A 12,144-nucleotide genomic window follows, 5' to 3' on the forward strand; every position below is an offset into this window, starting at 1 on the left:
TGGACATCAGGAATGATTAGTGTGCATGGTCGCTAGCGCGAAATCTGGGTTATTATTAATTATTAGTATTTATACTGATTTTTGGATTATTTGGTGCTATAGTTATAATATATATCCCCCCTTTGATACTAGGAGGCATGAATATGATGCAGGTAGTGGTTAAATCCAAAGATGATCAAGAAACATATGATGGGTGTGTATTACCTACCGAAGAATCGGACATCATGGAAACGAAAAATTGGATGTTTAATTGGCATCAAGAATATGTTTTTCCTGATCGAGACATCCTGTCCCTAAAAGTGAATGGAGACCCAAATGTTCAGGCATTGATGTCTTATGAAATCGATGAAGGATTTGTTCTCATTCAACTTTTGGAATCTTCTCCTGCTAATGCCCATAGTCATGGCTTAAAGATTACACCGACGATGCTTTGCTGCGCAGCTCAGATCAGCTTTGATCATCACTGTGGTGGCTTTGTGGCGATTAACATCAAGCTCAACCGGAAACTTATGGCCTATTATGCCCGTTATGGCGCAAAGCCTACTCCCCTTAAGCGCATGTATTTTGACACCATTGATTCCAATCGCTTATTTGATGTATACTTGAAAGACAAAGGAGCTTGGTAATATGACTAATTTAAAACGTGATTATCAAGACATGACTGACGGCGAACTTGCTCATTTAATTGATAATGAAAATAACGGCATTTATGCCTACCCTGTGCCCGATTCTGAACGAGAGCAATTAAGAAAGGAGATGAAAGCCATCAAGGAAGAGCGTAATGCTGATTTTTCTTCAAAAGATAATCTATAACTTGACAATTCATGTCTTCTTAGACATTGAAAACCTCGGGAATTGAAACATTATATTGATTCTGAAACTACCCCAATTACCCTATCCTACTCCCCCTCCGCCATACTCGAACTAGAGGGCAAGCACAGCCCATAAAGGAACAGCTCATCCGACACACTCCGGGCCACGCCTCAATATTCTTCGCACCCAACGCTTCAATAATATCCAAATGACTCACGCCCGCCTTCTCGGGATCCACGGTCAACGCCGTCAACCATCGATTCGACTTGTTGCCTTCAAGCTCGGGCATAAAAGCCACACCCGGTAGCCCGCTCAACGCCTCATAATACCGCCCAAAAACAGCCCGCCGCTGCTCCACACGCTCATCGAGTACTTCCAACTGCCCCCCCACGCCAGCAACAATGTTACTCATCCGATAATTATAACCAACCTCACTGTGCTGATAATGAAGCGCCGGCTCCCGCGCCTACGTCGCCAAAAACCGCGACCGCTTCAACGCATCCGCACCATTTTCGATAGAACGAAAAACCCTAAGACCAGTATCTGGATCGTTTCTGGAAAATAAAACGATTTCTACTAATGGATCAGTAGATTTTTGATTTAGACTAAGTAATCTTTTAACCAACGGGTATACCACCCCGGTTTCTAATGTTGAATTCTCATTCTTCCGTTGATATTCACGATAAACTTCTTCGCCCTCTTCTCGAAAAACTTTGTCTGACTCAGACAAATCAAATAGTGCACTTGAAGCTACGGCTACTACCAATTTATCTTCTAGGGAATATGACATGATACATTTTCTCCATTATCTTATTCTGTCAGGTTGGAGTTAGAATTTCGTTACTCGATCGCTGGATAGCAAGTGGGATATTTTTGGTATTAGGAAGTAATCAATGAGTCGTAATTTTGTCATACCAATCTTCAGGTAGGCCAATTCTATGTAAAACGATAACATCTTCATATTCTTCAATGAGTGCACTTAAATTATTCATCGATATGTTGAAGGTAGATTCTGACAAAATAGTCTTCATAGCTAAAAGTATTTTATAAAAAATCATGGATGGATTAAATTTTTTTAGGATCGGCGTAGGAAGTTTAGGTGTTATGGGGAATCTTTTATCATAAATCCTATTGAAATGAGTGCATGCATTCCTTAATGTTGAAAAACAGTTCATATAACTAGAAATATATTTAGAATGTAGACCATATGCAGACTTAGCTATGTATACCCTATCGTTTTTCTCCATGTTTAGATAAAGTCTAGATAAAGTGCCAAAGGGTATAATTTCAACCGCAACCCAAAATGGTATACCTTGTTGCTTTTCTATATGATGCCTTATAAATAGTTCATCACTACTATTGCGATAACTTTTGTATCTATCATAAAATTTTTTATGAAGATGTGGTTGTTGAAAATAACTAGAGTCCTCATATGCAGTGGGATGATAGAGTTCAGAAAAATAATGACTAACAGCAACTCTAAATTTCAATTCTATAGATTCAAGTAATTGAAATAATAACAAACGTAATTTACGATCAAATTCATAAATGCGATCTATTTGCTCAAATGTCGTCCCGGGTACATATGTATCATGTTTATTCTTAAAGGGAATTAAATACCCAGTGAAACGATAATAATTTATAGATTTCATGACATCTAGTGCAAAATCATAGTCATTGATAATTAAATTTCTGTTTTCTAAAATTTCAATTTGTTGTTCAAAGATCTTAAAGACCTTAGTTGGTTTTGAATTTTGCATAAATTCACCTCAAAATAATCGACTCGCCGTGGTCCGCATCGTTGAGAGGCGTGGCGAGTTCAATTACCAATATTATATGATGCTACTTATGTTTTGTCAACGTGAGTATTGTTGTCTTTCTGCACATTTAAATTCCAATGCTTGCTCAACAACCTGAATAACTCTGCTTTGCTCCCCCTCCGTCATACTCGACCCCGAAGCTAAGCACAATCCACACCGAAACAAATCATCCGACACTCCACCCCTCTGGATGCGGTAATACGCTGCCCCCTCGAACAACGGCTGCAAGTGCAGCGGCTTCCACACGGGCCGCGCCTCGATATTCTCCGCAGCCAACGCTTCAATAATATTCAAATGACTCACGCCCGCCTTCTCGGGATCTACCGTCAACGCCGTACAACTTCAATGACAGGCACACCGTACGCCCAGCACACCTCCATCAACGCATCCATCCGCGCACCTTGATACAAAATCGGGTTCGCGCTCGCCACAACATCCCCTTCCCCGACGCCAAGCTGCCGCAATGCCAAATGAATCGCCGCCGTGACGGAAAATACTTCATCTTTGTTATTCAGAAATAATAAAATCCATTTCTATGTATAAAACTTCATCGGTTTTGTTGGTAATCCAACGGCCTAAAAGATAGAGAGTGCAGTGGCCTCTTTTTCCGTTTTCATGTATATAAACGCATTTTATAACCGAAGATGATGAAAAAAGGTGAGTGGTTTGATTGAAGTATGAGGATCTTAATAAAAGACGGAAAGAGAAGCTGGAAAAGCAAAAGGAGAAACAAAAACAACATTCATACAACTTGAAAGAGGCAGGAAAACTCATAAACAAAAGCAAAGATAAACCTCATTAAAAGGTGTCTCTTTGCTTTTTATCTGTAAATCCTCTCTCTGTTTTTATGATGATTCTTAATCTTTTTTTCGTTTTTTATTTTACGCTCTTGCTTTAGTTGGGCATATGTTTTTACTTGTCTTAAATTTACAGTTTTCTCGGTATAGACTTCTTTCTTCTCGGTCATGGGAATCCCTCCATCAAGATTTATCAGATCCTATTAATTCAAAGAGCACGAGAAGTAACTTCCCGTAACCTTCTATTGCTATTATACCTTTATCATTATCATTCAACAAGTTGTCAACATCCCTTTTTTCATGCAGTTTAACGATCCAATCAGATCTATCATCCAATGTCATTAACCAGAGGATAGTTTTTTTCTTCAGACTGTATTAAATTCTCTCCATGCCTTAAACGATCTAAATCTTCTCCTTCAAATCGGATGATATCAGCAGGAATTTCTAACTTAGACACCCCATGACGTAATCTATACTTGAATGTATCTGTGCCATCATGTTCTCGTTTATAAAAGCTGAATTTAGCATTTAATTCTGCACTACTTGCTGAATATCCGTTCTCTATGAACTGGATAACATTTCGATGAATTAATTCCAATACCAGATGAAGAAAATCAATTTCGACTATTAGAGTTTCTTTATCTTCTAAAGCTTCTTCTAACCGCTTTTCAGTGTCCTTGTGAAGCTGTCGTTCTTTTTCTATCGATTCATCACTATTTCTTAAAACACACTCTTTCACATTTAGTGTAGCATCTTGCACATAATCTTTCTCTATACGGATTAACCCCTGATTTTTGGACAATGACACTCTTATTGTCCAAGTTCATTTAGGGGCTTATGAGTGATAAACGCGTAAGAAATCTAGGAGCTCAGCTTGTTTCATAGATACCCCCTGATGGAAACATTACTTGTGAACATTTACACTTTTCGACTAAAGTGCCTAAAGTCCTGCAATAAATTATTTTGTTTCCTCATGAGGTAAATACTACCTTGATTGCTCGGGATCGACCGACGTGAGCCAGCGATTGAAAATACTCCCCTATTAGTCCAGGTATTATTCTAGTACTTCTAGCTGGCCGATGTTGACGACGAGCACATCAGTATCTATCTCGATTCCACTATGTAATAAATATCCTAAACTAACTGAGAGTAATCTTTCATAGTGCGTTGCTGAATTGATGGAAATACTGCCATGCTACTTCTAACTAAATGTCCGGATCGCGGAAGCAAGGTAGTGAGGGGGCCTCGAATGATTGGTGTCTTCGCCATTAAGTATACAGGGGGCGGTGTTAAACTGGAAAGGCTTCAGCAAAAGGTGGTAACCCTTTCGCACTTGGTGGTAAAAAAGATTGCAAGGATGGTACAAGCTGAATGCAATATTCATTCTTTTTATTCTGACATAATGAAACCTCATTTCTATTGATAAATAACCATCGGTTTCACCGTCATCCCACCAGCTTAAGCATCAGCAGGGATACAGTCCATAACAACGAATCCGGAACCCACGATGCACCAATCACTCGCGATCATTCCAGAAATCGACACGCGTCCAATACCATTCAGGACATTTCTCCGGTGCAGAGCCAAGCTATCATAGTTAGCTTGGCATCAGGCTTTTATTCATTTTCCTGCTCAATTTCATTCACTTCATCGATGTCTAATCCAGTAACATCGGCCACTTCTTCGGAAGACATTTTCTTTAACAGTCGCCTTGCGATATCTCTTGATTTCTCTTTTCTTGCTTCTTCAGCGATAAGTCTTCCAACTTTCGTCATTCCCATCCACCTCCTCATTATTGCAGCGAATTCATCGCTTACAAATTTGTCCGTTGCTGTGAGTATCCCTGCAATAACCTGTATTTGTTGCCGTTCATCTTTGATTTGTTTTGCCAATTCTACAGAATTCCGCACGTTCTCTTCACGGGGCTTCGTGCTATGCATTAAGGGGAGGATACTCAGTTTCATGAGCTCTTCTTGCGTCAGGTCCTCTCCTCTTTCTATTTTATCACTTATTTTCTCCAGTATCACATCTCCATTATACTCGCTAAGCAATATGGGTTTCGATTGGATCCCTACATCCCCTGCGTTTAAACCTTCTCCAACTTTCGCTACATCACTTGTATAGATAACAACAATATGAATGGGATTAATACTTTTCCCCTCTCGGTACGCTCGATCCAAAATTCTTTGAGCATAATCCAGGTATTTAATGTGGTTTTCAGTGATTGCATTATTACTTTCATATTCCACCATAAGGATGGATCCGTCTTCCAGTAAAAACTGGGTGTCTGAACGCTTTTCATCAGCTCTCACTTTCGGAAGGTTACTGGGCAATAACTGTTTAATCTTCGGCATTCCTTGCAGACCAAAGGCATCTAATGATGTATCCTTGTACAACTCACTCAAAAATTTAAATAGTACATCTTTATTATGATACGAAATGCCTTCTGACATATTTTTGTCTCCTTTGCTTAAAGGTGATTACCGATTGTACTATTTCACCTGTTATAATAGCAGATCTTGCACCAAAAAGCAAACATTTGTTCCTGTGATTGAATCAATAAAATAACCCAAAACCGGCAAGGATCCATCTACCGTTTTTGGGTTTAAATATTACTTTCGCTAGGATAATGATCCGTTCAACAACCCTTCAACTACCCCAATCACCCTATCCTGCTCCCCTTCCGTCATACTCGAACTAGAAGGCAAGCACAGCCCATAGCGAAAAAGCTCATCCGACACGCTCCACCCCTCTTCATGCGGGTAATACGCCACACCCTCGAACAACGGCTGCAAGTGCAACGATTTCCACACTGGCCGCGCCTCGATATTCTCCGCACCCAACGCTTCAATAATATCCAAATGACTCACGCCCGCCTTCTCGGGATCTACCGTCAACGCCGTCAACCATCGATTCGACTTGCTGCCTTCAAGCTCGGGCATAAATGCCACCCCCGGCCGTCCACTCAACGCCTCGTAATACCGCGCAAAAACCGCCCGCCGCTGCGCTACACGCTCATCCAGCACTTCCAACTGTCCACGACCCACACCAGCAACAATGTTGCTCATTCGATAATTATATCCGACCTCGCTATGCTGATAATGAAGCGCCGGCTCCCGCGCCTGGGTCGCCAAAAACCGTGTCCGATCCAATGCTTCCACATCATTCGACACGAGCGCGCCTCCGCCGGATGTCGTAATAATTTTATTCCCATTAAATGAAAATACATCAAAATCGCCAAACGTACCGCTCTTCTGCTCGCCGCACTTTGGCCATCGTTATTCGACTTGGCTTCACCTTGATTATGCTATAATAAAAGTAACTAAACATGGCAAGGTGGCGTAAAAATGAAATCAAAGGTGTTGAAACGAATCCCTCTCGAACGACTCATGGACCTGAAGATAGATTATGCGTTCAAACAACTGTTTGGCAATGAAAAAAACAAAGAGATTACCGTTGTATTTCTAAATGCCATTTTGCAAAAAACCGGTAGAGATCGCATCATAGATATTTCGTTCGACAACACGGAAGCAAGTGGAGAAGACCCCGACGATAAGCGCTCGAGGCTAGACTTGTTAGTGACTACCGATGCCGCTGAAGTCATCAATGTTGAGATTCAATTCACAAATCGATACAACATGATTAAACGATCCATGTACTATTGGGCAGGCACCTACCGACGGTCTTTTAAAAAAAGGATGGCTTATAAAGAATTGCATCCGGTCATCGCCATTAACATTCTGAATTTTGATATCTTTGATGGAACCGATCGGTTTCATACCACCTACCACTTATATGAAGACGAAGAAAAGTTTCAATTGACCAATGATATGGAATTTCATTTCATCGAAATGCCCAAACTAATTACAGATTGGAAAGCCGACAAACTCGACCCATGGAATGATGCGCTTGCCCGATGGCTGCTCATGCTCGGCATTGTTGATCGTAAAAACGACAAGGTTTATGCTGACATTTACAAGGAATTGGAGCATTCCTGTTAGGGGAAATATTGAGCTTTGAACACAAAAGAGCCCCCTTGGTATAGTACGGAGTGTCCGATGATTACTCATCGACCTCTAAATTGATAACTACCAAGGAGGACTCACCATGAATTATACACAAAATGAAAAGCTCGCTCAAATAACCCCGGAAACGCTCATCATTGGCATTGACATCGCTAAGAACAAACATGTTGCTCGAGCCATTGATGATCGCGGCTTCGAGTTTGGGAAACGCATCATGTTCACCAACGATCTTGAAGGCTTTGAAAAGCTTCTACGCTGGGCTGAAGATCATCAAGCGAATCATCAAAAAACGCACATGGTGGTAGGCATGGAGCCCACTGGCCACTACTGGTTTAGCTTGGCGGATCATCTTGACTCGTGCGGCCATCAGCTCGTGTTGGTCAATCCCTCGCACGTCAAACGTCTTAAAGAAATCGATGATCACTCGCCAAGTAAAAACGACACTAAAGATGCGATGGTCATCGCTAAACAGGTGAAGGACGGGCGATACTCTGTCCCCAACCTTCTCGAAGGCATCTACGCTGAATTGCGAGAAGGCATTAAATTAAGAGATCAGCTCGTGCAATTACAAAACCAGACCGAAGGCCGGGTTCAAAATTGGCTGAACCGTTACTTCCCGGAGTTTGAGCAGGTGTTTAAAGCCTGGGATGGCGTCAGTGCTTTGGCCACTTTGCGAACGTTTCCTCTTCCCCAAGCGATTGTGGAGACGACGCCGGAAGCCATCGTGGACACATGGAAAGCCTATGCCAAGAGACACGCCGGGTTCGCTCGAGCCCAAAAGCTTCATGAAGCCGCTGAAAAAAGTGTCGGCATCACCGAAGGGCTTCACTTTGCCCGCCAAGAGTTGGAGGCGTTACTGGACCAATATGACCTTTACACTCGGCAACTCGAAACATTGGAAGCGCAATTAACAGAGCAGCTTGAGCATCTCCCTGGCGCCGAACAAATGAGGGATATCAAAGGCTTAGGCGACATGACCATTGCCGCTTTCTTTGCCGAAGTTGGGGATATTCACCAATACCGTCATCCCAAACAGCTGATCAGCCTGGCCGGTCTTGATTTAAAAGAGAACAGTTCAGGGCTTTACAAGGGCCAAACCACCATTAGTAAACGAGGACGCCGACGATTACGCCGCATTCTGTTTTTAGCGATTCGTCCGCTCGTCAATCATAATGACACGTTTCGCGCCCTTCATCATGAGCTCACGCAGCGTTCAGACCGACCTCTGACAAAGATGCAGTCGTTGATCGCCCTGTGCGGTAAACTTCTGAAAGTCTTGTTTGTCATCGGGCAACGCGAATGTCCCTTTGATGGAGCGAAGCTCCTTCAAGATCGGAAGTGTTCCCAGACACAAGCCGCGTAAAGCAAGCGATAGGAACCATATTTTCTTTTGAAAATCAGTCATTTTCTTGCCTATGGAACAAATACCAACAGTGCCGAGGCGGCATTCATTTCTCACCCTTAGGGCCTAGACCCAGTATTGGAGCATAGCCGCCCCCACCAGCATGGATACGCCGGACGAAGGAATGTGTGGATCATCAACCATCCAGTGATATATGGGAGGTTAAGCGACCATGTATGACGTGGGTCATCGTTAAGCGCACGGTTATACATTTTTTTCCAACCCCTAGGGGTTGGAGCAGGTGGAGATCCTCTTGGATGGAATATCATTCCTTCTATTGAAGAATTATCTTCTTTGTGAATGGTGCACGCTGCTGGTACGACATTCTAAAGACATGAAATTCTGAGAAATCAAGAGCATATGGAAGAATATTTAATTACAAAGAGGGAGGAGATAGCCATGAAAGACGAAACTTTATACGATGCTTTCGACCACTGGGAAGAACTCAGTTCAACAAAAGAACAGCGTGTAGCCTATGAAGAGCGATCAAAAGAACTTATCGATCAAGAAGCCGCGGAACGAGAATACGAACTTCGTGAGCAAGAGTTGGAACTTCGTAAGAAGGAATTAGAACTTCGTAAAAAGGAAGCTGAGGAAAGAGGAGAAGAAAGAGGAGAGAAAAAGGCAAATGAAGCGACTGCCCGCAGGTTATTAGCAATGGGTATAGACGTTGAGACGGTAGCAAAAGGCGCTAATCTTGATGTGAAAAGAATCATTGAAATCCAGCAAGAGATGCAGTAAACGGTGAGAAAGGAGCCCAGGATTTTCCCCGGGGTCCTTTCTGTTTTTTCATTGTCCCCAATGGGAATCACGGATGTTTGTTGGTCCGCATCATAATCGAAAAGTTCGATGGATAGGCCTAGCACACTACAAATTTGCAAATGTTGAAAGGATTATTCAAACAACCCTTCAACAACCCCAATCACCCTATCCTGCTCCCCTTCCGTCATACTCGAACTAGAAGGCAAGCACAGCCCATAACGGAAAAGCTCATCCGACACGCTCCACCCCTCTTCATGCGGGTAATACGCCACACCCTCGAACAACGGCTGCAAGTGCAACGATTTCCACACGGGCCGCGCCTCGATATTCTCCGCACCCAACGCTTCAATAATATCCAAATGACTCACGCCCGCCTTCTCGGGATCTACCGTCAACGCCGTCAACCATCGATTCGACTTGCTGCCTTCAAGCTCGGGCATAAATGCCACCCCCGGCCGTCCACTCAACGCCTCGTAATACCGCGCAAAAACCGCCCGCCGCTGCGCTACACGCTCATCCAGCACTTCCAACTGTCCACGACCCACACCAGCAACAATGTTGCTCATTCGATAATTATATCCGACCTCGCTATGCTGATAATGAAGCGCCGGCTCCCGCGCCTGGGTCGCCAAAAACCGTGTCCGATCCAATGCTTCCACATCATTCGACACGAGCGCACCCCCGCCGGAAGTCGTAATAATTTTATTCCCGTTAAACGAAAACACGCCAAAATCGCCGAAGGTACCACTTTTCCGGCCTAAATACTCGCTCCCCAACGACTCCGCCGCATCTTCAATCACCGGCACGCCATACCCCCGGCACACCTCCATCAACGCATCCATCCGAGCACTCTGCCCGTACAAATTGACAACAATCACGGCACCAGGAAGCTCTCCCCGCTCCTCCGCATCACCCAGCGCCCGCTCCAACGCCGCGGGTGACATGTTCCACGTCTCCGGTTCCGAATCCACCAACACCGGCCGCGCGCCTTGATACAAAATCGGATTCGCACTCGCCACAAACGTCAGCGAAGAACAAAACACAACATCCCCTTCCCCGACGCCAAGCTGCCGCAACGCCAAATGAATCGCCGCCGTCCCCGAACTCAGCACCGCCGCACCTTCCACGCCACTATACGCCGCCAACGCTTCTTCCAACGCGTTCACATTGTTGCCGAGCGGCGCGATCCAGTTTTGGTCAAACGCTTCATGTATGTATGTTTGTTCATTTCCACTCATATGTGGGGCAGATAAAAAAATACGGTCTTGTTGTTCTGACATAATAAAATCCCTCTTCTATGTATAATTCTTCATCGGTTACGCGGGTACGCAACGGTTTTCGTATTATCAGAAACACGGGCATTAACATCGGCCCCGGGGCCCACGCTGCCCGATTTACGCCTAAGCCTTCCAGAACACACTACACTTACTACCTCTATTATACCAAAATATCCATCTATTTTCATAAATTACTATCCATAAATCACCAGAAATTATAGTGACTTACGAATCATTTAAAGCGACATCTATAGTAACCCCAAATCCAGCTTAGTTTCTGTAGATGCTAAATGGCAAAAAAAAGAGCTGAAAATCAGCCCCCTCATTTTTCTTCCTTGAGTTTTTCGACTTCTTCTAAATCCAGTCCTGTTATATCAGTAACTTCTTCTGCTGACATTCTCTTTAGCATTTCCTTCGCTAATTTTCGAGGTAAGCGTCAAATAGAATACACATAGGAATCAAAAGTCATCCGTGCCATAATCGCCTTAGAAATGATTGCGGGAGGTTATGTGATGACGCTGAAAGACAAGAGAATCGAGTGGAAAGCTCGGTATGATGCCTGGAAAGAAAGCGGACAACGTGTGGCCGAATGGTGTCGTGAGCAGGACATCAACGTCAATCAAATGTATTATTGGGTCCAGCGATTCAAGGATGACAAGATATCATCGGAACCGGATTCAACCCAATGGCTGACGGTCCAAGTCGACGATGATGATCCTATACCTTCCGGAGGATCGGAACCTATCTTTATTCACTACGGTGCCATCTCCGTCGAAGTAAGGCCGGGCGCCCATGTTGGGTTATTATCCGATATCATTCATGTGTTGCGAAGCCAATGTTGAATGTATCATTCGAGCGCGTGTACCTGGCTCGGGGAAACACGGATCTTCGCAAATCGATCGACGGTCTGGCCGTTATTGTCCAACAATGCTTTGATCTCGATCCTTTTTCCCCTTGTCTGTTCGTGTTTTGTAATCGGAAACGTGACAAGTTGAAAATCCTGCAGTGGGAGCACAACGGCTTTTGGCTCCATTACCGCAGGTTGGAAAATGGCACATTCCATTGGCCATCGGAAACAGAAACGGCACCCATGACCATCAGTCCGCGCCAACTTCGGTGGCTGCTGGATGGTTTGCCCATCGAGCAGAGGCAGGCCCATCGGGAGGTCAAAGCGCGTACCATTCTATAGAACATTGAAATTTAGAAATACGGGCATTCGACTGGGCAAGTTGGATGCTTTTCCGTATA

The 12,144-nt window shown here is 43.8% G+C and carries 14 protein-coding genes and 2 pseudogenes; 7 read left to right on the plus strand and 9 right to left on the minus strand.

Annotated elements, in window-relative coordinates; all coding sequences use genetic code 11:
* The first annotated feature begins 143 nt into the window (after positions 1–143).
* A complete protein-coding gene (locus EPH95_RS03870) occupies positions 144–626 on the plus strand; it encodes a hypothetical protein (RefSeq protein ID WP_142087537.1) in 483 nt (160 codons plus the stop codon).
* A gap of 1 nt (position 627) precedes the next feature.
* On the plus strand, positions 628–813 hold the full coding sequence (locus tag EPH95_RS03875; protein ID WP_142087538.1) for a hypothetical protein: 186 nt from the start codon (positions 628–630) through the stop codon (positions 811–813).
* An 86-nt stretch (positions 814–899) separates the two neighbouring features.
* Here the strand turns inward: EPH95_RS03875 and EPH95_RS19755 are convergent.
* From EPH95_RS19755 to EPH95_RS03905, 8 genes and pseudogenes are all read right to left on the minus strand, one after another.
* Positions 900–1,603: pseudogene (locus tag EPH95_RS19755) on the minus strand (5'-nucleotidase).
* A gap of 100 nt (positions 1,604–1,703) precedes the next feature.
* Positions 1,704–2,573: an Abi family protein gene (locus EPH95_RS03885; RefSeq protein WP_142087539.1), complete on the minus strand. Its 870-nt coding sequence runs from the start codon at positions 2,571–2,573 to the stop codon at positions 1,704–1,706.
* Positions 2,574–2,669: 96 nt separating this feature from the next.
* Positions 2,670–2,936, minus strand: coding sequence for a DegT/DnrJ/EryC1/StrS family aminotransferase (locus EPH95_RS03890; RefSeq protein ID WP_405127415.1), 267 nt, complete (start codon positions 2,934–2,936; stop codon positions 2,670–2,672).
* A gap of 23 nt (positions 2,937–2,959) precedes the next feature.
* A complete protein-coding gene (locus tag EPH95_RS18630) occupies positions 2,960–3,103 on the minus strand; it encodes a hypothetical protein (RefSeq protein ID WP_160141594.1) in 144 nt (47 codons plus the stop codon).
* A gap of 350 nt (positions 3,104–3,453) precedes the next feature.
* Positions 3,454–3,600: a hypothetical protein gene (locus tag EPH95_RS18635; protein WP_160141595.1), complete on the minus strand. Its 147-nt coding sequence runs from the start codon at positions 3,598–3,600 to the stop codon at positions 3,454–3,456.
* 158 nt (positions 3,601–3,758) lie between these two features.
* Positions 3,759–4,232 (minus strand): hypothetical protein, encoded by a 474-nt coding sequence (locus EPH95_RS03895; protein WP_142087541.1) that lies wholly within the window; start codon positions 4,230–4,232, stop codon positions 3,759–3,761.
* A gap of 814 nt (positions 4,233–5,046) precedes the next feature.
* Positions 5,047–5,883 (minus strand): RpnC/YadD family protein, encoded by an 837-nt coding sequence (locus EPH95_RS03900; RefSeq protein ID WP_142087542.1) that lies wholly within the window; start codon positions 5,881–5,883, stop codon positions 5,047–5,049.
* Positions 5,884–6,051: 168 nt separating this feature from the next.
* Positions 6,052–6,681 (minus strand): annotated as a pseudogene (locus tag EPH95_RS03905) (DegT/DnrJ/EryC1/StrS family aminotransferase); the annotation flags it as partial.
* A gap of 96 nt (positions 6,682–6,777) precedes the next feature.
* Here EPH95_RS03905 and EPH95_RS03910 point away from each other — a divergent pair.
* From EPH95_RS03910 to EPH95_RS03920, 3 genes are all read left to right on the plus strand, one after another.
* On the plus strand, positions 6,778–7,431 hold the full coding sequence (locus tag EPH95_RS03910; RefSeq protein WP_142087544.1) for an Rpn family recombination-promoting nuclease/putative transposase: 654 nt from the start codon (positions 6,778–6,780) through the stop codon (positions 7,429–7,431).
* Between the two features lie 106 nt (positions 7,432–7,537).
* Entirely contained in the window at positions 7,538–8,818 is a 1,281-nt protein-coding gene (locus EPH95_RS03915; protein ID WP_142087431.1) for an IS110 family RNA-guided transposase, read from the plus strand.
* Between the two features lie 438 nt (positions 8,819–9,256).
* Positions 9,257–9,598 (plus strand): hypothetical protein, encoded by a 342-nt coding sequence (locus tag EPH95_RS03920; protein WP_142087546.1) that lies wholly within the window; start codon positions 9,257–9,259, stop codon positions 9,596–9,598.
* Between the two features lie 152 nt (positions 9,599–9,750).
* Here EPH95_RS03920 and EPH95_RS03925 read toward each other — a convergent pair whose 3' ends face one another.
* Positions 9,751–10,899, minus strand: a complete 1,149-nt coding sequence (locus EPH95_RS03925) for a DegT/DnrJ/EryC1/StrS family aminotransferase (protein WP_142087548.1) — start codon at positions 10,897–10,899, stop codon at positions 9,751–9,753.
* A gap of 488 nt (positions 10,900–11,387) precedes the next feature.
* Here EPH95_RS03925 and tnpA point away from each other — a divergent pair, with 488 nt between their 5' ends.
* Both tnpA and tnpB read left to right on the plus strand, forming a co-directional pair.
* Positions 11,388–11,738: an IS66 family insertion sequence element accessory protein TnpA gene (tnpA, locus tag EPH95_RS03930; RefSeq protein ID WP_227003902.1), complete on the plus strand. Its 351-nt coding sequence runs from the start codon at positions 11,388–11,390 to the stop codon at positions 11,736–11,738.
* On the plus strand, positions 11,732–12,085 hold the full coding sequence (gene tnpB / locus EPH95_RS03935; protein ID WP_142087553.1) for an IS66 family insertion sequence element accessory protein TnpB: 354 nt from the start codon (positions 11,732–11,734) through the stop codon (positions 12,083–12,085). The genes tnpA and tnpB overlap by 7 nt, the downstream gene beginning before the upstream one ends.
* Positions 12,086–12,144: the final 59 nt, after the last annotated feature.

It is taken from the genome of Salicibibacter halophilus (genome assembly GCF_006740705.1).
Classification (GTDB): domain Bacteria; phylum Bacillota; class Bacilli; order Bacillales; family Marinococcaceae; genus Salicibibacter; species Salicibibacter halophilus.

What these genes read in the sequence shown, in the direction of transcription:
- EPH95_RS03915 (WP_142087431.1), top strand. Translation starts at nt 7,538, where the DNA reads ATGAATTATACACAAAATGAAAAGCTCGCTCAAATAACCCCGGAAACG.
- tnpB (WP_142087553.1), top strand. Translation starts at nt 11,732, where the DNA reads ATGTTGAATGTATCATTCGAGCGCGTGTACCTGGCTCGGGGAAACACG.
- tnpA (WP_227003902.1), top strand. Translation starts at nt 11,388, where the DNA reads ATGATTGCGGGAGGTTATGTGATGACGCTGAAAGACAAGAGAATCGAG.
- EPH95_RS03925 (WP_142087548.1), bottom strand. Translation starts at nt 10,899, where the DNA reads ATGTCAGAACAACAAGACCGTATTTTTTTATCTGCCCCACATATGAGT.
- EPH95_RS03875 (WP_142087538.1), top strand. Translation starts at nt 628, where the DNA reads ATGACTAATTTAAAACGTGATTATCAAGACATGACTGACGGCGAACTT.
- EPH95_RS03900 (WP_142087542.1), bottom strand. Translation starts at nt 5,883, where the DNA reads ATGTCAGAAGGCATTTCGTATCATAATAAAGATGTACTATTTAAATTT.
- EPH95_RS18635 (WP_160141595.1), bottom strand. Translation starts at nt 3,600, where the DNA reads ATGACCGAGAAGAAAGAAGTCTATACCGAGAAAACTGTAAATTTAAGA.
- EPH95_RS03885 (WP_142087539.1), bottom strand. Translation starts at nt 2,573, where the DNA reads ATGCAAAATTCAAAACCAACTAAGGTCTTTAAGATCTTTGAACAACAA.
- EPH95_RS03870 (WP_142087537.1), top strand. Translation starts at nt 144, where the DNA reads ATGATGCAGGTAGTGGTTAAATCCAAAGATGATCAAGAAACATATGAT.
- EPH95_RS03910 (WP_142087544.1), top strand. Translation starts at nt 6,778, where the DNA reads ATGAAATCAAAGGTGTTGAAACGAATCCCTCTCGAACGACTCATGGAC.
- EPH95_RS03920 (WP_142087546.1), top strand. Translation starts at nt 9,257, where the DNA reads ATGAAAGACGAAACTTTATACGATGCTTTCGACCACTGGGAAGAACTC.